The organism is Paenibacillus sp. FSL H3-0286 (assembly GCF_045040705.1).
In the GTDB taxonomy this organism is placed as follows: Bacteria; Bacillota; Bacilli; order Paenibacillales; family Paenibacillaceae; genus Paenibacillus_AQ; species Paenibacillus_AQ odorifer.
This window is the reverse complement of sequence record NZ_CP150285.1, coordinates 970388-996054: the sequence shown is the minus strand read 5'-3', so window position 1 is coordinate 996054 and position 25667 is coordinate 970388. Positions and strand designations below refer to the sequence as shown.

Sequence of the window (25667 nt, the reverse complement as noted above, 5' to 3'; positions counted from 1 at the left end):
CTCCTGAGTCCGATCCGAAGCAGGGTACCTAGGAACCTAGCAGCAACCAAGGGAACTCTCCATCATATGCAGTCAGCCCCTTCTCATTCTTATCACCGACCAAACCCTAAAGATTAGACCATCGTTAACTGGTGGAACCCCCTCATACTACCTCATACTACCTCATACTCCCTCATACTCCCTCATACTTTCTCATACTCTCTCATACCACCCCTACTCCCCATTCACTTACGGACCGTATAGCCACTATTTGCGAAAAAAACGCATATTTGAGATGGTATCGGACTCAGGTGCAGCTATTTACTCCAAAACACCCCATATGGTCGCGATAATTAGCCAATAACGTCGCTGGGGTCCGAAAGTAACCTCAATTGCCTCTTTTCTAGCAAATAAGGACTCCTGAGTCCGATCCGAAGCAGGGTACCTAGGAACCTAGCAGCAACCAAGAGACTCTCCATTAAATGTAGCCGACGCCTTCTCATTCTTATCCCAGACCAAACCTAAAGATTAGACCATCGTTACTGGTGGCACTCCCCCATATCTTACAGAATAATAAAAACCCGAACGAAAATCAGAGGAAATCCTGAAATCCGGTCGGCTCGACGGCAGCACTTATTTTATTTCTTTCATAAATGCCTGAAAGTCTTTTACGATTTCTTTTGCTTTAGTGCGATATAAATAATGTCCCTCTTCAAACTTCACTATTTTTCCATGCACAGAGTCCTTGATTTGCTTTTCATGCTCTGGTATCCATCTATCCGTTGCTGGTTGATTCGCTTGTATAAAGAAAATAAGAGGAAGATTTTTAGGAAATCTTAAGCTTTCAGCTGATTTAAAATTAGAATACATCATTCCAGCTTCATTTAATTGGGTGGGATTAAATATGTTTTTGCGATTGATCAGTCTCATTTGTTCTTTTGTTTTATCATCAAATGGTAGTTCAGCAATTGGGTCAGCACTAAATTTCATTTGCAATCTGATTAAACCTGATTTTTTGAGCAGATTTATAGCTCTTAATTCCGAAGCTTCGATCTTCCTCTCGCTTATCGATGGAACACTACTATCAAGCCCGACAAATGCACTCACTTCATTTTCATACTTGTTAACATAATCTAGTCCATATATGCCTGAAATAGAGTGGCCCATTAGAATATAACGGTCAATATTAAGAGCCTGTAAAGCTTCATGAATTTCACTTACAATATTCTCTGTGCTGCGCTCCTTTTTGGTCAGATCACTTAATCCATACCCAAAAGGCTCAATCATGACAACTTTGTAAAACGGCGACAGTTCATCTATTAATGCTTTAAAATCAAGAGCTGGCGCTGCTGTGCCATAACCCGGTAGTAGCACGACTGTTTCTTCACCTTTTCCTTGAATATAAACATTCATGTTTTTCCCATCTACGGGTACTAACTGACCATAGGGTTCTATTTTATTTTGTTCCGATTTATTGCTGATTAAATTAACTGTATAGACAATAGCGAGAAAAAGCACGATTGCGATGATTATTGCTCCTACTACTTTAAGTAGTATGTTTAGTATTTTACTTGTTCTCGTGCCCGCCTTCATTTTCATTCTTTCTTTTATTTCCACTCGTATCTTCTCCTGTCATCAGCTGTGTTTTGGACTACCATAACTAACTGCTAAGCTAAGATTAACCAATGAAGATGTACTCTCTATGACCTCAATATGAACGGAATATGAACATGCAAAAAAAGCTATAGCGTCATGCACAAGGGTAGCTGCACAGGATGCCATAACAGGAGGAATATATGTGTGGAGGTGGATACGATCAAGGCTGCCTTGCCATCCGCAGCTTCAGCTGATTCAAATTCATCTTTGAACAAAAAAAGCAAACCACGAGCTAGGCTCATGGCTTGCTGATGACTTACAATAAACTCTATTCCTGCACCTTCAATTTATAACATCCGCTAACAAAATCCTGCTGGATATCCGGCAGAGCCAGTCCAGCCTGCATTAGCCGATCACCACCGTAAACCTCACCACTTGCCTCCAGAATGTAATCCAGCTCCGGATTTAAACCATTCAGCTTCAGGCTACGGCGGGGCGGGTGCGGCACAGCCATTACCCGGAAGTAATAAACTAATGCCTCTCGCTGATCATCGGACACGAACATCCATGCTGTCTCATTGCCCTCAAACGGGCTTTGCAGCCGGTACAGATTCCCTTGCTGCACAAGACTGCGGATTTGTTTATAGTTCGCAACCTGTTCCTTCACAAGTTCCTTCTCTTCGTCTGTAAACTTCGTAAGATCCAGCTCATAACCGAAATTACCGGACATAGCTACATCTCCACGAAAAGACAGCGGGGTGATCCGTCCTACCTGATGATTCGGCACGGCAGACACATGCGCGCCTATCGAACTAACCGGATACACCAGACTTGTTCCATACTGAATCTTCAGTCGTTCCACAGCATCGGTATCGTCACTGGTCCAGGTCTGCGGCATGTAATGCAGCATGCCTGGGTCGAAGCGGCCGCCACCACTACAGCAGCTCTCGAACAGGATATACGGAAACTCTGAAGTTATTCGCTCCAATAGCTCATACAGACCAAGCACATAACGATGTGCGGTTTCCCCTTGGCGTTCAGAAGGTAACTCTGCAGAGCCAATCTCCGTTAAACAACGGTTCATATCCCATTTCACATAACTAATAGGCACGGTCGAGAAAATCCGGGACAGTGACTCATAAATGTACTGACGTACATCCTCCCGAGTATAGTCCAGCACCAATTGCCAGCGGGCTTCGCTGCGGCGGCGTCCCGGCACATGCAGACACCAGTCGGGATGCTTACGATAGAGCTCGCTGTCTGGCGAGATCATCTCCGGCTCGAACCAGAGGCCAAACTGCAAACCTAGATTATTCACGCGCTGTGCGACATCAGATAATCCGCCTGGAAGCTTGCGCAGATCCTCTACCCAGTCTCCGAGAGAGGAGTTATCTGCATCTCTTTTGCCAAACCAGCCGTCGTCCAGTACGAATAGCTCTATCCCGAGTTTCGCTCCTTCCGCGGCAATCGACTCCAATTTATCCGCATCGAAGTTGAAATAGGTGGCTTCCCAATTGTTGACCAGAATGGGCCGTTCCTTATCTCTATATAACCCTCTGCATAAACGGGTCCGGTACAGGCGATGATAGGTTCTCGACATTTCCCCGATCCCCTCGGAAGAATACACCATCACTACTTCTGGGGTCTGGAATTGTTCGCCCGGCTCCAGCAGCCAGGAGAAATCAAATGAATTCAGCCCCATCGTAAACCGGGTCATCCCGAAGGAATCGACCTCTGCCTCAGCTTCAAAGCCTCCACTATATACAAGACTGAAGCCGTAGGCCTCTCCATGATTTTCATCCGTTTCAGGTTTCACCAGCGCTGCAAATGGATTTAACTGGTGGCTGCTCATCCCTCTGCGGCTCCCAATGGTCGTACCCCCTTGCACCAGACGTCTACGGGTCAGATTACCTTCCCTTGACCAAGCTCCTGCCAAATAGATCATATCCATATCGCCAGACGAGAAATCGACACTAGCACTCAGTGCACGCTGCAATCGCAGCTGTGTTTCCCCCGCATTGGTGAACTCCACAGAGCGGGTGATTACGTTGGTATGTTCAAAAACCGTATAGCGCAAAATAACACTCAGCTTGGCGTAATCATCCTTAAGTGTAAGCTCCAACGTCTGTGCTTCTTGCGCAGACTCAACATATACAGATGGCAGACCCGGCAGTGAGGGTTTACCCTCAACTACCCGGTACCCGCTGTATTTCAGCTCTGTAATACGAGTGCCGTCTTCGAGCCGAACTTGATAAGCAGGTGTTCTGAAATCTCCCGTGCCGTATTGGGGATATTCCTGCGGGAGCCGGTCGAGACCCGTATTTCCTCCCAGATTCAACAGCCCTTCCAAATTGCTGCCACTACGCAGCTTCTTGCCCCAATACACATGTGCCGGATAATCATTAACAAGCTGAAGAATATAACTCATCCCTGCGCTCTGTAAATGGAATAATCCCTTATCTTCCTGAACTAAAATCCCCATGTGCCAGTCCTTCTCTCCTTAGGATTTACAGCAAATCTTCGCTCACAAAATCAACCATCGATTGAACCTTTAGCCCTTTAGGTGCGGCAGGAATCCAGTCTCTTCCATCGTTCCCGCGTTGTGAGAACTCTATCGTCTTGGTCTGACCTGGGAGAAGGTCAAAATAATTGTCAGAGAATATTCCTTCCTCTTCCGAAGTCAGGTATACACCTCTAGCCAATACATCACTGGTCACGGTGAAGCTTAATCCACCGCTCTCTGGAGTTTCCAGCACGGTAATTACTGAGCGCTGCAACGGAATTTCTTTTTCCGGAGTAAAATAATGCAGCTTGTGATCTATCACCTGGCCATCCGCCTGCAAGCCAATTCCAAGCAATACATCACCCCCCCCTTGACCTTCTAGCAGGTCTGCCACAGGAGACGAGAATACGATAGCAGCAGAATCAGCTCCCAGCTCAACGGGATGTGCCCACTCTCGCAGCACCGAACCGTTAAACTGATACAAAGTAAGCACCAACTCAGCGCTCACTGCTGTTCTTAAATCAGATACGACATGAATGTCTACCTTCTCACGGTCTGTACCGTCGATAGACAACAGAACATCTTTGAAGCTTGAACGCACGGTATATTGCAGGGCTTTCCAGCGCCCGTTATAATCCATGCCCGCCCAAGAAGCCACCGGCCAGCAATCATTCATCTGCCAGTATAAAGTGCCCATACAATAAGGTTTATTTCTTCTGTGGCTTTCAATCGCGATTCGGATCGCTTCGGCTTGCAGGATTTGACTCATATATAAAAAGGCTTTGAAGTCCTTTGGCTGCGGCAGATACATATCCATATATTCTTTGATCAGCAGATTACCGCGACCATTCTTCTGATGCGCCAGCATCACCTCTGAGGTAAGCTCCAAATCCTGCTCTTCCGCATAGCTCATTACCGTTTTTAGTTCCGGGAACGACTGGAAGCCATATTCACTCATGAAGCGGCCAACCTTTGTATTATAGTTCTCAAAAGGTTCGATTCCGTGCCACACGCCCCAGTAATGCACATCCCCTTCGCCCACAATCCGCGTCGCATGCTGATTAATATCGCCAGTCAGCTCCCGCAACGGCGAAGACGGCCAGTAGTCCACTCCCGGATGGAACGCGGCTACAGCCTCCGGCAGAATACGGTGGAAGATTTTAATATAATCGGCCCACATTGTCGCTCTTTGCTCAGCCCCGAGTTTTTCTTTCCAGCCCCAGCCCATATTTTCCTCGAACTGTGACCAGGCCGAATCAATCTCGTTGTTGCCACACCATAAGGCGATGCAGGGATGATTGCGCAATCTTTTGACGTTATATTCGGCTTCTTTTTTCACATTTTCAAGGAACGCCTCGTCTCCGGGATACATACTGCAAGCGAACATAAAGTCCTGCCAGACCAGCAGTCCGTATTCATCACAGAGCTGATAAAAAATATCTTCTTCATATATACCGCCGCCCCAAACGCGCAGCATATTCATATTCGATTCTACTGCCGTGGCAATTTCATGCCGATACCGCTCCTCGGTTACTTCTGTGGTGAAGCTGTCATTTGGAATATGATTGGCACCTTTGGCGAAGACGGAAACTCCATTCAGCGCAAAAGAAAACGAAGCTCCTTTGGCATCACGCTCCCGAATCAATTCAATACTGCGGAGTCCGGTTTTTACACTTTTGCTAACCTCTACTTCCGCATCTTGTATCAATTCTGCCTGGAATGTATATAAATGAGGCTCTCCGAGCCCTCTGCACCACCAGAGCTGTGGCTCGGATATAACAATATTCATCTCTAATTGCTGCTTGCCTTCTTCTAAAGTAACCGCTTGCATCCACTCCAAACCATCGGCACTTATTCGCAGCATTCCCCGCCAAGCAGCAGGAGCATCCACTTCTACAATTGCGGTCAGGCGAGCTTCTTCCTTAGCAATCACATTTTGACGGATATAGAGGTCTGTAATTTGAACGGTGTCACGTCCCACCAGAGCTGCCGCACGCCATATTCCACTGGTCAAGAAACGCGGGCCCCAATCCCAGCCGTAATGATAAGGTGCTTTGCGCGCAAAAATACTAATCCGTTGTTCATCTAATCCCCCAAGCTCGGATTGATCATTCGAGGCAGGCAGCGCGTAACCCAGCTTCGCTAATTTCGGTAAATCTTCCTTAACCACAGAGCGGAACTTCACCCGTATATTATTTTCTCCAGTCTTTAACTGATCTTTGACATCCACTTTCCATGCCAGAAACATATTATCAGCAGCGAGCACATGTACATTATTCACGTACACATCTGCATAAGTATCCAGTCCCTCAAAAACTAGCTCCGTACAAGCAAGCTCCTGCCACTCTTCCCCCAACTGCAACGAGGTTTGATATTCCCAGTCCTTCTTATCGATCCACTGTAGATCATGTTCATTTGTTCCATAAAAGGGGTCTGAAATCTTCCCGTTCTTTAGTAAATCCGTATGGACTGTACCTGGCACAGTCGCCGGAAGCCACTCCTCATCACCACAGCCTCTAAATTCCCACTTCGCAAGATTCATATGCAAATGTTTCATAATACCTCCTAAAAGTTTTGTAAGCATAGACTTCTCTGAATGACTTCGCGCAAAACTCGCTTCGGAAGCAGATGCCTAAAGTTTTGTAAGCATAGACTTCTCAAAAATAGCATAAGACTTCAATTAATTCATTGAACCCTTTTGATATTCTTTGTATTTTGTTATCTGATTGTTAGGTACATGCTAATTATAAACGCAGAAACAAAACAAATAAAGACAATAAATAATAATACAATACATTTATTAACGGCTTCGATAAAGCTATAATGTTCATGTAAACGCTAACAATAAAAACGAAAAGGGGATTAAGCTATGAGAAATAAGTTATTTTCGTTATCCTTTGTTATGATTATGGTCTTATCTTCAACACTTGCTGGCTGTGGTTCGAATAATGACAACACCACGAATAACGGTGCTGCCGCAACTGAAAAGCCCGCAGCAACTAACGCAGAGAATACCGGCGGTGACACGAATGCAACTGCCGAACCTGCAGCAGGAGCTGATATCAGCGGCAAAATCACCTTCCTAACTAACAGAACAGATATGATCGGCAAAGAATATGACGAATATTTAAAGCGCTTTAATGAAAAATACCCGAACATTAAAGTCGAATTCGAAGCTTCCCAAACCGACTATAACCAACAGGCTAAAGTCAGAATGGCCAGCGGCGAGCTTCCAGACGTTATGTTTATTCCTTCCATCCCTAACTCCGACCTGCCGAAATATTTTGCTTCACTGGATGATCTCGGCTTGAACGATCAGATCACCTTTAAAGACTTCAAATCCTTTGATGGTAAGCTTTACGGAATTACTACAGGGAACTCTACTTCCGGTATTGTTTATAACAAAACAGCATTCACTGATGCCGGCATCACCGAAACGCCTAAGACTTGGGATGAATTCCTGGCTGCCTGCGAGAAGCTGAAAGCAAAAGGTGTTATTCCAATGTCCTCTAACTTTAAAGACAAATGGCCACTTGGTACTTGGGCTTATGACACACCACGCTTAATTGAAGGCAATCCTGATTTTCCAAATGCTAAGCTGAACTCTGAAACACCATTCACTATGGACAACGGTTATGGCAAAGCTTTCAGCCTACTTAGAGAGCTCAATGAAAAAGGCTATCTGGAAAAAGACATCAACTCCACCAACTGGGAGCAATCGAAAAAGGACATCGCTTCCGGCAAATTCGCTATGTACTATCTTGGCAACTGGGTTATTAACCAAGTTATCGGAGCAGGCGCTTCTTCAGACAATGTTGGCTTCTTCCCATTCCCTTATGACAATTCGGGTAAACCATCTGCTACCCTTAGCCCTGACTTCTTCTATGCCGTTGCCAAAAACAGCAAAAATTTAGAGGCAGCTAAAGCCTTCGTAAAATGGATGATTGAAGATTCAGGTTATGAGGATTTCGCCGGCTTTATCTCTCCATTAAAAGGCAAGGAATCCAATCTGACTCAGCTGAAAGAATTCCAAGCTACCGGAGTAGAACTGGTAGAAGGAACTGTTGACGATGCAAAGGTTACAGAGATCGGCAACAAGGCACAACTGGATCTCCCTGCTGTTGTACAGGAATTTGTACTTGCCAAAGATCCACAAACCGTATTAGACAAGTGGAATAAAGCTTGGGCTAAAGCCAAGAAGGACCTCGGTTATTAATTTGAGCTTTTGATTCGAAGTACACTACGGAGCAAAATGGATTATTGCTTTTACGGATAATCCATTTTGCCTTTCCATACCACGTTTTTATGAAAGAAGGGCTAGCGATGTTCGGAACACTTTCCTATAACAAACAGAAGACGATTATCATTGTATCCTTCCTCACGATTCCTTTGTTGCTGCTCGCAACATTCACGTATTATCCGGCACTCAAGCTGATTTATTACAGCTTTACGAATTGGGATGGCTATAGCCCTGAGAAGCCTTGGGTCGGTCTCGATAATTACCGCGAAGTCTTCTCCAACCCCGATATTTTCAAGGTATTTACCCATAACTTTGCTTATTTCGCGATGGGAATTCTCCAGAATATCGTCGCTATTTATTTTGCGATTGTGCTCAATAGTAAGTTGAAAGGAAAAAATGCATTTCGAATCTTATTGTTCCTCCCTTACATTATGAACGGTGTCGCCGTCGCCTTTATGTTTGGTTATGTCTTTGACACCACCAATGGCTCTCTGAATATGTTCCTGAATAGCATCGGTCTTACCGGACTAGGACAAACCAGTTGGCTTGGAACAGAAGGACTGGTTAACTATTCTCTGGCGTCCACAGGATTTTGGCGTTTCATGGGTTATAACATGGTAATCTACATCGCCTCCTTGCAGGCCATTCCAAACGATATCTATGAGGCCTCAAAGATCGATGGTGCCGGACCTTTTCAAACACTTTGGAGAATTACTTTACCGAATATGAAGCCAGTCATCCAGCTTAACTTATTTCTTACCGTCACAGGGGCACTGGAAGTATTCGATCTCCCCTTCGTGTTGACCAAGGGCGGCCCCGCAGGCGCCAGCGAAACATACGTACAAAAAGTTGTAGATACAGCATTTGCTTACAATAATTATGGCCTCGCTTCTGCCATGAGTATTATCTTGCTTTTCTTTGTCGTCATCGTACTGTTGGTACAGCAACTAGTTCTAAGCCGGGGAGGGGACAAATAGATATGACATACTCCAAATTTCGCTTCACAGATGTTATTAAATACTTCTCGCTGCTTATCGGCGTATTTGTTGTACTCTTTCCTCCGTATGTGGTCATCGTCAATGCCTTTAAATCCACTGACGAATTTAACAGCAGCAGCTCCATGGCACTGCCAAAAAGCTTTTTGAATTTCGATAATTTCACTGCCGTCTTCCAGCGTGGGGGTCTACTTAACGGATTTGGTAATGTGTTAATCATTATAGCTATTACTTTAATTCTGAACATTCTGTTCGGCACTATGGTAGCATTTGTATTGGGACGCTTCTCTTTCAAATTGAAACCCGTTGTCTTCGGTGCATATCTAGTAGCCACCATTATTCCTAGTATCACGACACAAGTGGCGACTTTTGGTATCATCAAAAGCATGGGGCTTTACAATACACTTGGCGCCCCGATCGTGCTTTATATTGGAGCGGATGTAATTCAAATTATTTTATATCTGCAATTTATCCGTAATATTCCCGTGGATCTCGATGAAAGTGCGATGGTAGAAGGTGCCTCTCTGTTCAGAATCTATCGGTCGATTATTTTCCCTTTACTTACGCCAGCTACGGCTACTTTGATTATTCTGAAAACCATTAGCATTTACAATGACATGTACATCCCTTACCTCTACATGCCGAAACAAAGCCTTGGTGTAGTTACGACGATCCTAATGCGTTTTCAAGGGGTCAATTCGGGGGAATGGAATTTAATCTGTGCGGCTATTCTGCTTATCCTGCTGCCAACAGTAATTCTATATTTCTTCCTGCAGCGTTACATCTTTGAAGGCGTAACCAGTGGAGCGGTCAAATAAGGTAGGTAGCTTATTACAGGAAAGGAACAACGCAAATGCTATCATACATCCGGTTAACTTTACGCAAAATGTGGTTGTTCCTTGCCAATCTACCGATGGAGCGCAAGCTGATCGTTATCTTTGTCTTTCTGATCTCTCTGCCGATCACTTATGTAAGTTATCTATCGTCCCGCTCCATGTTCAACTCGGTTCTTGTGAATGCGACTGACGGTGCGGGTCAAATGACATCGAATGCTTCAGATACCATCGACCGATATATTGCCGACCTCAAAAGATATACAGCCCTGCCGCTGTATAACACCGATGTGCAAGTCTACCTGACACAGCAAAATACCGACTGGGAAAAAAATACGGGCATGGCGATGTTCCTTAGCTATTTGAATCATACTAAGGAAGAGATCATTGCCGTGTATTTGGTGGATCAGTACGGTTCTGTCTTTTATGATAAAGACGCTGGAATTAATGAACTGTATCCAGAGGAACGATTAGCCAAATGGAGAACCATGAGTGAAGATGCCGGAGCAGCGCCTGTCATTCAGGGCAGACATACGATCCGCACCAACTCGAATGTCCATAAAGAGGTCTTTAGTGTTCTGCGTACGATTAACTCTGTAAGCACATTGCAGAATATAGGAATTCTCGTTTTCGATGTAGACATCAATCTGTTTAAGGGCATTATCGATCCCGTAAATGCAGTTACGCAAGGAAACACGTTCATTGTAGATAACAATGGAGATCTGATTTATGCCAGTGAAGATTCCGCGGTTCCGAATCTGGCTGCCGATACACAAACTCTGAATACAAAGCTGTTGCTGCAGCAAGTAAATCAGCAGCAGGATCATTTTCAAATAGACTTGAATGGCCAGTCTTATCTTGCAGTGTATACCGTCTCGAAACAGACCGGGTGGACCACTATGGTTACGATTCCTTTAACACGTATCCTGTCCCCTGTACAAAAGAATCGTAATACGCTTATCTTGACCACACTGATTATCATTGCTTTTGCACTTTTTGTTGCGACTATAATTTCCCATGCCCTGACCAAACCCCTTAAATCCTTGGTCCGCTTAATGAAACGGGTGCAGCATGGTAATCTGGATGTCTGGCAGCATTCCAAATATAATGATGAAATTGGGATGCTGGGCAGTCATTTTAATCGGATGATCATAAGGATCAAAGATCTGTTACAAGAAGTGTCCATCACGGAGAAACGGAAGCAAAAGGCTGATATGCGGGCGCTTCAAAACCAGATTAATCCCCATTTTATTTATAATACGCTGGAATCCATCCGCATGCTTGCAGAGAGCAATGATGATCCACGTGTGGCGAAGCTAACCTATTTACTTGGGCTTCAAATGCGTTACAGCATTGTCCGAAACGAAGAGGCTGTTACAATTAGACAAGAGCTAGATCATGTGAGAAATTATTATCAGCTGCTGGAAATCCGATTCCCAGACAAGTTCAGACTTAACATCGACGTGCCGGACGAATTCCTTCATCTTCCTGTTATTAAGCTTGTCTTTCAACCGATCGTAGAAAATGCTGTCTTTCACGGTTTGGATCAAAAGGTAGGACCGGGCACCTTGAGCATCACCGCATGGAGCGAGCATGGAGATGCCGTATTCTGTGTAGAAGATGATGGGATCGGTATGGATGAAGCCACCCTTCGTTCCTTAAACAATAGTCTGCAGACTGGAACGGACAATGAAAGGTTCGGGATTGGACTACGAAATGTAAATGAAAGAATTCGCCTGCATTACGGCAGTTCGTTTGGTCTGCTTGTTGAGAGTGAGCTTGGAATCGGCACTCGTGTTACCCTGCGCATTGCGGATATTAACGCTAAATTCAGTGAAGATGAATTTATTTAGGAGAGGGGCTGCTCAGATTGCTGCGTATTGCGATTGTGGATGATGAGATCTTAATCCGCGAAGGACTGGCCCGAATGATCAGTAAAGAAAGCGCCGAATTTCTGGTCATCGGCACCTACTCCGACGGAAAACATCTATTAGATAAGTTAAGCACACTTCAACTTGATGTTGTGATTACAGATATTCGTATGCCGCAAATCAATGGCTTGGAGCTGATTAAACAGTTAAAAGCCACCCATCCGCAGATCTACTCTATTCTAATGAGTGGATTTGTTGAATTTAATTATGCCCGAGAAGCCATCCGCAGCTCAGCTGTAGACTATTTATTAAAACCAATTAATAAAGAGCAGCTGTTCGAGCTGCTTTATCGGCTAGACAAAGAACGGCAGCTCGCGCGCGACAAGGAAGAACGCCACCGTTCCGGGCTTTTATTGACAGTCTTACATATCGAAGAGCCCTCTTCCCCTCTCCTATTATCCAGCCTTACCTTGCCCCAGCCTTATTTCTCGGTCTTTGTCCTCAAAGGGAGCGCCAGAGAAACCGTCTGCTCCTGCGCAGACAGTCTGCGGCAAGAGAAGGCGTTGAGCTTCGACAGCTTGGAGATTCAAAAAGGACTCTACGTCTGGATTGTATATTCTGCTGAGCCGCTGTCAGACAACGATTTAGAAGATATCGGTGACATTATGCGGATATCTGCACACGGAAAGATCCTACATGTAGGTACCAGCGGTTGTTATAATGAGGTATCCAAGCTTAGACAGGCATACCTAGATGCTAAACAAGCCTGCAACATGGGCATATATAATCCGGAGCCTGTACATTACGCGAATATTCAGAACATTCAACAGCCGGAGATGAACCTCCTGGATCACTTTAATACAATTAGAGAACCGCTGATCCATAATCTGCAGATTCTGAATGTGACAGGCGTCTTAGAATGGATTCATGACCTGTTCTCAGTGCTGAAAGCACAACAAGCCGGTCCTGACCAAATTCTCCGGGTCTGTCGATGGGTTGAAGAAACTGCACAAAAGGAACTGCAAGAATTCGAGGCCCGCAATAAAAGTGCTCCCGACCTCAGGTTGGACGACAGAATCGCGTCCAGTATGAGCTTTTGCGACATTGAGGAGATGTTTACCGCTCATTTCACAAACATTCTGACCGAAATCAGAACCCATCGTCTGGAGATGTCCGGCACAGCCATAGAAACCATAAAACGCTGGATATCCGCTAACTATAATCAGCATGCGGATCTGAACACTTTGGCGAATATGGTTTTTTTGACTCCAAGCTATTTAAGCAAGCTGTTCAAGCAAGAGACCGGACTTACACTGACGGACTACATCACGGAAATTCGGCTGCGCAAAGCCAAACATCTGCTCAAGAATGCTCCGGACCTGAAGGTTCACGAGATTGGGGCAGAGGTTGGATATGGCGATCCTGCCTACTTCAACAAGCTTTTTAAACGTGTTGTCGGGGTTACACCCAATGAATATAAACGAATTAGTATTGTATAAGGAGATCGATCACTTGCATTCAGAGCTTCAAAGAAATAGCGAAAATCATGAAATAACCGTCTACGACACAACAGAACTATATGGTGAAAAAGGCTCCTTCCGTGTTATGCAGTTCTCGAATCATGCCACTCAAGGTGCGATGGATCTTAATGACCCGCAACGAATTCTCTTTGAATATCCGCGGGCCATCATTCACTTCATGGAGTTCAACCTCCCTTCTTTTGAGGATGTTTTTCTTATTGGGCATGGAATTGGAACAATTGCCGGACATTTTCCGGACAAAAGATTTAAAGTAGCCGAGCTAGACAAACAAGTAGTCGAATTAAGCCGCCGCTGCTTTGGATATAGTCAAGATAACGTAGTGATCGGTGACGGACGTCAGATCCTTGAAGGCGAAGCCCCGCACGTATATGATTACATCATTTTGGATGCCTTTACTGCCGCTGGTACACCAAGGCATTTGATCTCCCGTGAATTTTTCAGTATTACCCGTTCCAAGCTGAACACAAGCGGATATATTCTCATGAATCTAATGGGAAAAGGTGAACATGACCCGCTGATCAACGCGATTTATACAACGCTAGCCGAAGAGTACGCCTATATCAGAGCCTTTTCCCTGCCTTCAGAAGGGGCCGCCGATATCCAAAATATCATTATGGTTGGCGGCAGCACCCCTATCCGCTTTCAAGCCCGCCATTTGGCTGGCTTCAAAGAAATACAGCTGGGACAAGGATATCTGATTCAGGATTAAATCAGGATTAACTATAAAAAATGACCTCATCCTCCACTTCACTGTGGATTTCGAGGTCATTTTTGGGTTGTTTTCATACGGCACCATTTAAACCGGATTAGGCACAAAGCTGCCACCACGGCAATATTTCAAGTAATTCAATGCATGCACCTGGCCGGTCATTTCCAGCTCATCACGATACACTGGATCATGCCAGCCTTCGATATCAATCGTACCTTTATAACCCGCTTGGCGCAGGATGGTGATTACATCTACCCAATTGGTATCCCCGAAGCCAGGGGTCCGGTCCCATACATAAGGTTTGGGGCCATGAATACCGTATTCCTTGACGATGTCCCAAGCGATGGTCGCATCCTTGCCATGCACATGGAATACTTTATCCATCCATTTGCGCAGCTGCGGAAGCGGATCAATCAATGCGATCATCTGGTGGCAAGGCTCCCATTCCAATCCCAGATTATCCGCCGGAACGGCATTGAACATCTTCTCCCAGGCCGAAGGATTGTGAGCGATGTTCCACTCTCCGCTCTGCCAGTTTCCGCCCATAGCGCAATTCTCAAAAGCAATCCGCAGGCCACGATCTGCCGCTCTCTTCGCCAGTTCTCCGAACACCTCTGTAAACTTCGGGATGGACTCATCAATGGACAAACCTGGCAATCGCCCAGTGAACCCGCCTATAATATCTGTGCCAAACAAATGTGCATGATCAATCAGCCGCTCCCAGCTTGCCAACGTGTCGGCATTGTCGCCGCTGCCTGCGAGCGGATTGCCATAGATGCCCACAGAAGAGATGACAAAATCATGTTCAGCAGCTAACTCCCTCAGTCGTGCAGCCGTTTCTATCAAATCGGTTTCGCCGGTGGTCTGCCAAAAGTTCAGATTAAATGATTCAAATCCATGCCCCACAATTTGTGGAATGACCTTAACGGCTTCTCCACCACGTACAATCGTACCTATTCTCAGTGTATCTTGCATTTCGGTTCCACTCCAATAAAGGTTTATAGTGTGATCTTAACGAGGTTTAATCATCTTGCAGGAACCACGCTTGAGCAATACCGCATCATAGACAATATGCTGATGGTTTGAACGTCCGGAAATGAGGTCGAACAGAACACCTACACTGGATAAGGCCATTTCCGTACCCGGCTGGCTGATTGTATCAAGAGAAGGATGATAATATTCAGCCATCTCGATCCCGTCAAAGCCAATGATCGAAATGTCATCAGGGATAGATAACCCCGCGGTAAGCACCGCTTTGGCAGCACCGATGGCAATCGTGTCGGAAGCGGCAAATATAGCTGTAATTCCCTTGTTCTTGTTGAGCAGTCTCCGCGCAGCATTAAATCCCGAGCTGGGACTGTATTCACAATCCTCAACCAACCCTGAATCATAGGGCAGACCCTGCTCTTCGAGTGCTTTTTTGTAGCCTAAATACCGCCGGTTGCCCGTGGTTTCATCCAATAATGGAGACTTGGCTAAAAAGCCGATATTCGTATGACCTAATGAGATCAAATAATTGGTAGCCTTATAGGCTTCCTTCGTTTCATTGATAATAACGCTGGAAAAAATAAGCGGGTTCACCTCCTGCGTTGAGGTGATCGTTGTCAGCACAAACGGAACCGTCAGCTGTTTGAACTTCTCTTCAGAATGATCATAGGTTCCACCCATGAAGATAATCCCACACAGATTCTTCTCCTTCACCAGTTGAATTGCAGCATTGATTTCATCGGTCCCATCCTCTACTTGCTGGATAAGAAACGGGTAGCCCCGCAGATTGACCTGCCGTTCAATTTCTCTGATCATATTAGAGAAAAAAGGATTGGTAATCCCCTTGACCATAAGTGCAATGTTCTTAGATTGTGTAGTTTTCAAATTCCGCGCGTTGGAATTGGGAATATAATTGTATTCCTTAACCACACTCATCACTTTCTCACGTGTAGACTTGCTCACCGGTCCCTTGTTATTGATTACCCTGGAGACCGTCGAGATGCCCACACCGGAAATCCGCGCGATATCCTTGATATTTACATCCACTTTACTCCCCCATTTATGGGTAAAGGAGCTATATCGAATTATAGCTCCCTTACACCCCTTAACTTTCTTTAGTTGACAGGAACAAACGCAGCCAATTGCTTCTCTACTTCGGCAATGACCTTGTCAACTCCTGCTTTTTTCAGCTGATCGCGGTACTCTGCAACAGCTGCTTTTGGATCTTTGCTTGTTTTACCAAGCATCAATTGAATACCAAGCTGTGAATTCACGTTGGAAATCGAAGCAATTTCAGTTGTAACATTGGTTGGATCAAAGCTGAAGCCATTGTAAGGATCATCGATAGCCACTTTATCCCATTCTGCGAATAAGGAGTTACGGATTGGGTTTTCTGTATCCGTAGGAACTACGAATTTGTCATTACGAAGTGACCAAGCAGCGAAACCTCCGCCGTCCGTTTTATCGTTGAAGCCTGCAGGCTGCTTTTTAACACCATTTTCCATCACATATTGTTTGCCTTCAATACCGTTTTGGATGAGGTTGTAGTAGCTTTCATCGGTCATGAACTTCTCGATCACCATCAGAGCGCGCTCTGGATTAGCTGAGTTCGTGCTGATTACAGTCGAGTTGTCAACGCCCATCTTACGTTTGATCTTCTTATTAGCTTCCGCAAAAGTAAAGAAGTAAGGATCTGATTCCGGTTGCGCCTTCAAATCCGCACCGTATTGGCCGATCCAGTCCTGAGCATGAGTCAAATAACCTGCGGAGTTAGCTGCTCTGAAGTTATCCTTGCTGCCTAGGGTTGCAGACAGCACATCTTTACTCCAGTAACCCTTATCCGCCCATTCACGCATCTTCACAGCCCAATCTTCAAATTCCTGAGTGAAAGCTGGATGGAAGACGGTCTTGTAGTCCTCTGGACTTTTGGTCACAAGATTCAGCTCATTCAAAGATATACCAGGAGCGTTAAGCCACATCCCTGTAGTATCTACGAGCATTCTGAACATATTGGCTGCATCTTCTGCCTTGCCGTTAATTGGTGGGAAGGACTCATTAGCAACCACATTATCCATGTATTTAACCATATCATCAATGGAAGTGATTTTGTCCATTCCATATTTCTTCAGCAAGTCAGAACGATAGGCATAACCGGCAGGTGTGTATTCGCTATAAAGACTTGGTACACCATAAATTTTGCCTTTGTATTTTGTATTCTCCCACACACTTTCCGGGATTTCCGCTTTTAGCTTAGGAGCAACTTTATCCAGCATATCTGTAAGGTCCACTAGAGCGCCTTCACTAGCCAATGTGAAATAAGACACTGGAGCTCCGGGAGATGCATGCGACATATCAAATTCTTCGCCTGAAGCAAATAGCAGCGGGTACTTAGTAGCGATATCCGGCCAGTCAATATACTTCACTTCAATCGTAGCGTTTAGATCAGCCTTGAGCTTCTTGTTAATCTCAGCGAGGATTTCTTTATTTTTAACTCCTTCGCTGCCCCACAGGTAGTACACCAGCTTAGCTTCCTTGGAAGTATCCACTCCGCCTGCATTGGCTGAAGCCTCTGGAGCTTTCGTGGCTGCCGGATCATTACTCGGCTCATTGTTGTTCTTGGATGTGCAGGCTGTCAGTGCTCCAGTAAGCATGAGGACAGCAATTAAAGAAGACGCGATCTTTTTACCTTTCATTTAGGTAAGCCTCCCTTTTCTCTTCTATTTATGAAACTTTCATTTATAATAAACGCTCTTCGAAAAGAAGATTGCGTCCATTAACCCTTTACAGCCCCGATGGTGAGGCCTGTTACGAAATAACGCTGTACAAATGGATACAGGAGAATAATCGGTCCAGTGGCCAGCACAGCTGTAGCCATCTTGATGGATTGCGTCGGAAGATCAGCAGTATTGATGACCGCTCCCGAGTTGATTAGCGCTCCTAAGTTCGTCTGATTGACCATTCGCTGCAAAAAGTATTGGAGCGGATATTTCGTCGGACTGTCAATATACAACATCCCGTTATACCACTCATTCCAAAAGCCTAGTGCTGAGAAAAGTCCAATAGTAGCCAAGGATGGAACCGCCAGCGGAATAAATATCCGCCAATAGATGCGAAAGTCACCAGCACCGTCAATGGTAGCGGATTCATATAAGGAATCCGGAATCGCCTTCATGAAATTACGCATCAGGAAGATGGACCATGCACCAACTACACCCGGAAGAATCATGGCGAATAAGCTGTCCTTCATATGCAGGTGCTTAACCATCAGGATGTATGTCGGAATCAAGCCGCCACTGAATAGTGTTGTAAAGTAAATCAAGAAGGAAAAGAAGTTGCGGTACTTGAAATCCTTACGGTTGAGCACGAATCCGGCCATCGACATCATAAACAGTCCGAGTACCGTACCCACTACGGTGATGAAGATAGTTACCTGATAAGCATTCACCAGCTGAGTAGAGTTGTTGAATAGCATCTCGTAAGCCTTAAAGGAAAATGCCTTCGGCAGCAGCTTGTAGCCTTCACGAACAATTTCCTGCTCGTTCATGAACGATGAGGAGATCATCAACGCGAAGGGAAATAAACAGAATAGCGCAAAGATAGCGATACAGATATAACTGACTGCTTTTATGAGAATGCTTCCGGAATCCTGTTTGATTGTACTCTTTTCCATATTTATCACCCCTGTTTCGTGTCTAGTCTTAGAACAAAGCGCTGTCCGGTTCTACCTTGCGTACAATAAAGTTAACTACAAGCACCAGGATCAGACCGAATAAGGATTGGTAGAAGCCCACTGCGGCACCCATAGAGAAGTTGAATTGTCCCACCAGTGAACGGAAGACATAGGTATCGATGATATCTGTCTGCGGATACAGTACAGAGTTCGTACCGATCAGATTATAGAAAAGGTCAAAGGATCCCTTGAGAATTCCACCCATACCGAACAGTAGAAGCAGAATAAAGGTTGGCTTCAGAATCGGCAAGGTCATATAACGGATTCGCTGCCAGGTAGTCGCTCCATCCATATAAGCAGCCTCGTACAGATCATGATTAATCCCTGTGATCGTTGCCAGATAAACAATCATTCCATATCCGGTACCCGCCCAGATCTTGAAAGCCACAATAATATATTTCCAGATGCCCGGATCGGAATAGAACTCGTAACGGTCTAGCCCCATTCCAGTTAACATCGTATTGATAAACCCGGAATTGAAATTGAATATATTGTAGGCAAACACACCGACGATAACCATGGAGATGAAATTCGGTAACAGGATAACGGATTGTGATATTTTTTTGAACCACTTGCCTGAGATCTCAGACAACATAATGGCAAATACTATTTGAATGATATTACCTAAAGCCAGAAAGACGATATTATAGAGCAGCGTATTCTTGGTAATATTCCATAGATCCCCATTTTGAACCAGAAACTCAAAGTTCTTAAGGCCGATAAAGTTACTTCCAAAAATCCCCTTATTGAGCTTGTAATCTACAAATGCGACGTAAGCTCCAGGCATTACAGCATAGTGAAAGATAACGAAATATACGATTACAGGCAGCAACATTAGAAAAAGAACTTTGTTCTTAATGACTTCCCGAACAATGTTTCCACCCACAAGCTTCAGTCTCGCCAAAGTGCCCACCTCCAATTTGAAAGATGCATTCAGTCACATGCATAAATTACCTTCCTTTCTTGTCCAGCAGCCAGAATAAAAACAGTTTGCCCAACCTTCATAAAAAAGTGTATCGAGCGTTGTAGAAACGTTTCCAGTGTTTCTGTAAAACTCTCTGTGTGAGAAGCATACTCCCAAAATGTATGCGCTGTCAATTCATTTTATTTTTGAATTACAAGTACTAAAGTTACATATTTCACGTAAAAAAATATAAATTAGCTGTTTTTCTAAAGGCGATTGACTTTTTTTGGTGTTCAGACTAATATCGAGGTGTATCGTTTGTGGAAACGTTTTTATTCTTTTCTTTCATAGACATGTCAGTCTCCATATGTAACATCTTAATGATGCAATCCTCTTCTAATTTAATTCATGTCTCATCCTGTATCCGAAGAGAGAAATGCTATGATTTTCACAACAAATGAACCTGATTATAGCTCAGGCCCATTCCGCATCTCGGAGCTGTGTGCCAGGAGAGTAAACGGTTCACTCCCATCCTTATCGCCTATCTAACGTAAGTTTTGCTAATAAAATCATGCTTACGCTGCCCGGCGGGGAACTACACATCTATTTAACAAACTAACTTTCAATGCGCTCACGAGGAAGGAGTTAACCATGACTAAAACGTTTATCCAAGATCTTGTGAACGATATGACCCTGGACGAAAAGCTGGCCCAATTAACCCAGCTAGGTCCTCACTATTGGGGTTTGGACGATACCGTGGATTTAACTGGTCCATTTAAGGAACTGAATATTAAGCCGCAGGTAATGGAGAGCATCGGAAGTGTTCTGAACGGTATTGGAGCCCGGAATGTAATCGAGCAACAGACCCGACATTTGCAAACCAGCCGACAAAAGATTCCTCTGCTCTTCATGGCGGATGTCATTCACGGCTACCGGACCATCCTCCCGATTCCGCTGGCCATGGGCAGCAGCTTTGACCTTGAAGCCTGTGAAAGGTTTGCTGAAATCGCCGCCAAGGAGAGTGCGGCTGCCGGCATTCACGTCACCTTCTCGCCCATGACTGATCTCGTACGCGACCCGCGCTGGGGACGTGTCATGGAGACATCTGGTGAGGATCCCTATCTGAATGCCCGTGTCACCGAAAGTATGGTGCGGGGTTATCAGGGCAAGGACCTAAAAGAAAAAGGACGCATCGCCGCCTGTGTGAAGCACTTCGCTGGTTATGGTGCTCCCGAAGGCGGACGGGAATACAACACGGTGGATATGTCTTCCGGCGTATTGCGTGAGTTCTACCTGCCAGCCTATAAGGCTGCCGTAGATGCTGGTGTGGCCATGGTGATGGCCGCATTTAATACCATTGACCGTATCCCGGCAAGTGGTAATTCCGAGCTTCTTCGCGGGATTTTACGGGAAGAATGGGGCTTCAACGGCGTTACCATCGCCGATTTCAATTCCGTTAATGAGCTGATTCCCCATGGCGCCGCGATAGATGGCCGTGAGGCAGCCGAGAAAAGTCTGGCTGCTGGGCTGGATATTGAGATGATGTCCACTCACTATCTAAACCACGGCGCTGCTCTGGTCGAGGAAGGAAAGCTTGATATCGCCTTGATCGATGAAGCTGTTATCCGGGTGCTTGAGCTCAAGGACGCGCTTGGCTTGTTCGATAATCCATTTAAGGATGCAGATCCGCTGGTGGATGAGGCTCCGAAACCTATCGCGGAGCATCTGCAGGCCGCACGGGAGCTTGGAGCTAGCTCAGTTGTACTGCTCAAAAACGACAATGATGCTTTGCCCCTTAAACGTGGCATGAAGATTGGTCTGGCTGGTCCTTTCGCCACCTCCATTCATGTGCTGGGCGGTTGGGCCGGGACAGAAAAAGATCCGGCTGTATCACTCTACACCGGCATTTCGCAAAAAACATCTGCCGAAAATATTTTTACGGCCATGACTGGTGAGCTGGGAAGCATGCTTGAGGGTGTTTTTGATGTGAAGGATGAAATTGAAGACGCCTACCAGGCGCTGAAGGATTGTGATGTAATTCTCGCCGCTGTCGGTGAGAACCAGCAGGATACCGGGGAAGGCGGAAGCAAATCCAATCTCCGCCTATCAGCCAATCAGGAGAAGCTGATCTGGCGTCTGAAGGATACCGGAAAAAAGGTCGTCACCATTGTATTCAGCGGCAGACCACTGGAGCTGAAACCCGTTCTTGATGCCAGCGACGCTCTGCTGCAGGCTTGGTTTCTGGGTACAGAGTCAGGAAATTCGCTGGCCGATGTGCTGTTCGGAGATTATAATCCTTCCGGACGTTTATCGATGAGCTTCCCCTACTCGGTTGGGCAAATTCCTGTCTATTACAATGCTTATCAAACGGGACGTCCTTATGATCCTATGTATCCTAATGTGCGTTACGTGACCCGTTATCTGGACTGCCCGAATGACCCGCTGTTCTGTTTTGGTTATGGCCTGAGCTATTCCAAGTTTGCTTACAACAGCTTCAATGTTGAAGCTGCGGATCGGGTGGTTGCCTCCATTGAAGTAGAGAATACTTCGGACATCGCCGGCAAGGAAACCGTTCAGCTCTACATCCACGACGTCAGCGCAAGTGTCGTGCGCCCGGTCAAGGAACTGAAAGGCTTCCAGCAGATTACACTCGCACCGCATGAGAAACAGGTGGTTTCCTTCGAAATCACCAGAGAAATGTTAATGTTCTACGGAAAAGACGATCAGTTGGTCTTCGAGCCTGGGGAATATGATATTATGATCGGTAGAAACTCTGGAGATCATTGCACTCAGCGGATCTGGATCGGCTGACCTGCGTATAGCTATGCTTCTAACGACGTCAGCCCTTATTGCCCTCTTGGCGCAATGAGGGGTTGGCGCCTCCACAGCTTGCTATTCAATATTCGATAGTAAGGGAGATTATTCTAATGAGACACAGTTTATCATTTCAGCAAGATGGCACTTTTAAAATCGTACAATTTACCGATCTGCACTGGATGGATGGAAGAGCTGAGGATCAGCTTACCGAGGCACTGATGGAACGCATTCTGGATGCGGAACAACCTGATCTTGTGGTTTTCACGGGAGATCTTATTTACACGGGTCCTGTATCACCGGGAAACAAGGCATGCGAGCACCCCGCACAAGCTTTTCGTGAGGCTGTCGCTGCCGTGGAGAGATCCGGCATCCCTTGGACCTTTGTATTTGGCAACCATGACACAGAAACTCTGATTTCAAAGAGTGAACTGATGCAAATTGCCCTGGAACATCCCCACTGCCTGACCGAAGCCGGTCCAGAAGAGCTGGAAGGCTCGGGCAATTACACTCTTGAAATTAAAGATCAGGAAGACCACTCGGCTGCTATTTTGTATTTTCTGGACTCTGGCGGCTACTCCGAGTATGAGGATATCCCGGGCTACAATTGGATTGGGCGGAATCAGATCAACTGGCTGACGGCTGAATCTGCGCGGCTGAATCCGAAGACTGCTGAGAACAGGCTGCCTGCCTTGGCTTTCTTCCATATTCCAATTCCCGAATATCGGGATGTCTGGTCTACACAAGTCTGTCATGGGCATAAGTTTGAGCGTGTATGCTCACCTGAGGTGAACTCGGGCTTATTCTCAGCTTTGCTGGAAATGGGTGATGTGCTTGGCACCTTCTGCGGACATGACCATATCAACGATTTTAGCGGCAACCTGTATGGCATACGTCTTTCTTATGGCCGTGCTACCGGCTACAATACTTATGGAAAAGAAGGCTTTATGCGGGGAGCACGCGTCATCGAACTGGTCAAAGGCACTCAAGACTTCAATACCTGGCTTCGTCTTGATGACGGATCCGTTATAAATGAACAGCCGATTCATATGCCTGAACCTGCTGCCGATTCAGGACATTAATCTTTTATAGGATTAAATTTTAATAGTGATTAAATGAACCAGTGCGCAGATGTTACGCTGGTTCATTTTTTTGTGCAAATATTAGCTTGTCTCCATATTCCCCATTACATCACTTTTTTTGTTAAAATAGAGAAGTCGACGTATTAAGCACTACAGCGTCAGTCATGGAAACGGAGGCAAGTACCTGTGGATTATATTATTCTGGACATCGAATTCAACGGCCGTAAGTTTGCCAGCGAGCACCCTATGGAGGTCATTGAGATTGGAGCCGTCCGGTTAGACTCTTCACTGCAGTATAAGGATGAATTTTCTTCCTTGATCAAACCTATATATTTCTCCACCCTGAATTCCTTTATTAAGAAAAAAACGGGTATCCCTCAAGAGGAAATCGATATTGCCGCCCGCTTCCCCAAAGTCATCACTGCTTTTAGAGAGTGGCTTGATCTAAGTACAGACGGAGTTCTGCTGCTTACCTGGGGTGGCGAAGACATGAAGCGAATCATTCAGGATGTGCGCATGCACAAGATGGACGAATCCTACTGGATGTCCGCTACGTATTTCGATTTGCTCAAAGGAGTTCTTCGTGCGCGTGGTCTTAGCAATGATGTCAGCGTGGAAAGCGCGATGGCATTGTTTGAGCTTGAGCCTACTGGATCTGCACACCGGGCGCTGGATGATGCACGGATGACGTCAGAGATCTTCCGCGCCGTGTTTAAGGATCTGGATTTTGAGCGTTCACAGCATTACGTAGATACCTTCTCCAATGCCAAAGAACGCAAAACAGTTAAGGTAGCCATAAAGGCTATGACCTCACAAAAAATTGTACCTACCTGGGACCTTGTCGTTGAACACTACTTCTCAGACAAAGCAACCCTTGCGGACCCTCGTAAGCTGGAGGAATTGCACAATTATTTCACAGCACAGATGGGCCATAAATAAATTCAAGCAGCAAAGCTTAACATTATAGACTTATTCATAGCAGCGGCAGACTTCCCCATGATCATTCAGAGGGTAGCTGCCGCTGTTTTGGATATGCTAAAAAAACCATTTGACCTTCACGTTACGTAAAGGTGTACATTTGATTTGTAGGAGGTGATACTACGGAATACACAGTGCAGAAGCTCGCAGAGTTAGCTGGAATCAGCACACGGACCCTGCGCTACTACGATGAGTTTGGCATTCTTAAGCCGGCGAGAATCAACTCTTCGGGGTATCGTATCTATGGCCGTACCGAAGTAGATCTACTACAGCAAATTTTATTTTATCGGGAGCTTGGCTTAAGTCTGGAACGTATCAAGGCTATTATGACAGAGCCCTCATTCGACGGAGCCAAAGCGCTGCGGGAGCATCATGACAAGCTACTGGAAAAAAGACAGCAATTAGATCTATTAATCGCTAACGTCGAAAAGACGCTGGCTCAAAAAGAAGGGAGAATTACCATGAGTGATACTGAAAAATTCGAAGGCTTTAAACAAAAGCTGGTAGATGACAACGAAAAGAAATATGGCCAAGAAATAAGGGAGAAATACGGAGATGACACCATTAATCAATCCAACCAAAAGCTTAAAGGAATGACAGAAGAACAATATGCCGCTATACAACAGCTTGAGGAAGAGATGTTCGAAACACTCTTGCAAGCAATGGAGCATGGAGACCCTGCCAGTGTATTAGCGCAAAAAAGTGCAGACCTACACCGTGAGTGGCTCTCCTTCTACTGGAATTCCTATTCCAAAGAAGCTCATGCTGGTGTTGCACAATTGTATGTTGATGATGAACGTTTTACCGAATACTATGACAAACGCCGCCCTGGACTCGCTGCGTTTCTAAGAGATGCCGTACATGTATATACGGGAAAAAATGCGTAAGCGCACGAACAATATTTT

Annotated in this window: 18 protein-coding genes; 10 read left to right on the top strand and 8 right to left on the bottom strand. The window is 45.5% G+C overall.

Annotated features, from left to right (window positions below; genetic code table 11):
• Positions 1–612: 612 nt before the first annotated feature.
• The 3 genes from MHB37_RS04320 to MHB37_RS04310 form a co-directional block, all read right to left on the bottom strand.
• Positions 613–1578 (bottom strand): alpha/beta fold hydrolase, encoded by a 966-nt coding sequence (locus MHB37_RS04320; RefSeq protein ID WP_076130678.1) that lies wholly within the window; start codon positions 1576–1578, stop codon positions 613–615.
• 325 nt (positions 1579–1903) lie between these two features.
• Positions 1904–4057: an alpha-galactosidase gene (locus MHB37_RS04315; protein WP_076130661.1), complete on the bottom strand. Its 2154-nt coding sequence runs from the start codon at positions 4055–4057 to the stop codon at positions 1904–1906.
• Between the two features lie 25 nt (positions 4058–4082).
• Positions 4083–6635 (bottom strand): glycosyl hydrolase 2 galactose-binding domain-containing protein, encoded by a 2553-nt coding sequence (locus tag MHB37_RS04310; protein ID WP_076130662.1) that lies wholly within the window; start codon positions 6633–6635, stop codon positions 4083–4085.
• A gap of 312 nt (positions 6636–6947) precedes the next feature.
• Here MHB37_RS04310 and MHB37_RS04305 point away from each other — a divergent pair, with 312 nt between their 5' ends.
• From MHB37_RS04305 to MHB37_RS04280, 6 genes are all read left to right on the top strand, one after another.
• Positions 6948–8294, top strand: coding sequence for an ABC transporter substrate-binding protein (locus MHB37_RS04305; protein ID WP_076130663.1), 1347 nt, complete (start codon positions 6948–6950; stop codon positions 8292–8294).
• Positions 8295–8401: 107 nt separating this feature from the next.
• Positions 8402–9295: a carbohydrate ABC transporter permease gene (locus MHB37_RS04300; protein ID WP_076105422.1), complete on the top strand. Its 894-nt coding sequence runs from the start codon at positions 8402–8404 to the stop codon at positions 9293–9295.
• 2 nt (positions 9296–9297) lie between these two features.
• Positions 9298–10131, top strand: a complete 834-nt coding sequence (locus tag MHB37_RS04295) for a carbohydrate ABC transporter permease (RefSeq protein ID WP_076130664.1) — start codon at positions 9298–9300, stop codon at positions 10129–10131.
• Between the two features lie 35 nt (positions 10132–10166).
• Positions 10167–11999: a sensor histidine kinase gene (locus MHB37_RS04290; protein WP_076130665.1), complete on the top strand. Its 1833-nt coding sequence runs from the start codon at positions 10167–10169 to the stop codon at positions 11997–11999.
• A gap of 17 nt (positions 12000–12016) precedes the next feature.
• Positions 12017–13516 carry a response regulator gene (locus tag MHB37_RS04285; RefSeq protein ID WP_405168976.1) on the top strand — a complete coding sequence of 500 codons (1500 nt, stop codon included), beginning with the start codon at positions 12017–12019 and terminating at the stop codon, positions 13514–13516.
• Positions 13488–14267, top strand: coding sequence for a spermidine synthase (locus MHB37_RS04280; RefSeq protein WP_405168975.1), 780 nt, complete (start codon positions 13488–13490; stop codon positions 14265–14267). The genes MHB37_RS04285 and MHB37_RS04280 overlap by 29 nt, the downstream gene beginning before the upstream one ends.
• 87 nt (positions 14268–14354) lie before the next feature.
• Here the strand turns inward: MHB37_RS04280 and MHB37_RS04275 are convergent, their stop codons facing one another.
• The 5 genes from MHB37_RS04275 to MHB37_RS04255 all read right to left on the bottom strand — a co-directional run bounded on the left by MHB37_RS04275 (position 14355) and on the right by MHB37_RS04255 (position 19897).
• Positions 14355–15242 carry a sugar phosphate isomerase/epimerase gene (locus MHB37_RS04275; protein WP_076194375.1) on the bottom strand — a complete coding sequence of 296 codons (888 nt, stop codon included), beginning with the start codon at positions 15240–15242 and terminating at the stop codon, positions 14355–14357.
• 36 nt (positions 15243–15278) lie between these two features.
• Positions 15279–16301 carry a LacI family DNA-binding transcriptional regulator gene (locus MHB37_RS04270; RefSeq protein ID WP_036686912.1) on the bottom strand — a complete coding sequence of 341 codons (1023 nt, stop codon included), beginning with the start codon at positions 16299–16301 and terminating at the stop codon, positions 15279–15281.
• Positions 16302–16369: 68 nt separating this feature from the next.
• Complete coding sequence (locus tag MHB37_RS04265) at positions 16370–17947, bottom strand: DUF3502 domain-containing protein (protein WP_076105428.1); 1578 nt, start codon at positions 17945–17947, stop codon at positions 16370–16372.
• 80 nt (positions 17948–18027) lie between these two features.
• Entirely contained in the window at positions 18028–18924 is an 897-nt protein-coding gene (locus MHB37_RS04260) for a carbohydrate ABC transporter permease (protein ID WP_076105429.1), read from the bottom strand.
• Positions 18925–18952: 28 nt separating this feature from the next.
• Complete coding sequence (locus tag MHB37_RS04255) at positions 18953–19897, bottom strand: sugar ABC transporter permease (RefSeq protein ID WP_305953532.1); 945 nt, start codon at positions 19895–19897, stop codon at positions 18953–18955.
• 642 nt (positions 19898–20539) lie between these two features.
• Between MHB37_RS04255 and bglX the strand changes: the two genes are divergently transcribed.
• The 4 genes from bglX to MHB37_RS04235 all read left to right on the top strand — a co-directional run bounded on the left by bglX (position 20540) and on the right by MHB37_RS04235 (position 25649).
• Positions 20540–22699, top strand: a complete 2160-nt coding sequence (gene bglX, locus MHB37_RS04250; RefSeq protein ID WP_248547950.1) for a beta-glucosidase BglX — start codon at positions 20540–20542, stop codon at positions 22697–22699.
• A gap of 116 nt (positions 22700–22815) precedes the next feature.
• The gene (locus tag MHB37_RS04245) at positions 22816–23784 is read left to right on the top strand and encodes a metallophosphoesterase family protein (protein ID WP_076302802.1); all 969 of its coding nucleotides are present in this window, start codon (positions 22816–22818) and stop codon (positions 23782–23784) included.
• Positions 23785–23970: 186 nt separating this feature from the next.
• Positions 23971–24723: a 3'-5' exonuclease gene (locus tag MHB37_RS04240; protein WP_036686897.1), complete on the top strand. Its 753-nt coding sequence runs from the start codon at positions 23971–23973 to the stop codon at positions 24721–24723.
• A gap of 173 nt (positions 24724–24896) precedes the next feature.
• Entirely contained in the window at positions 24897–25649 is a 753-nt protein-coding gene (locus MHB37_RS04235; RefSeq protein ID WP_076282127.1) for a MerR family transcriptional regulator, read from the top strand.
• Positions 25650–25667 lie beyond the last annotated feature (18 nt).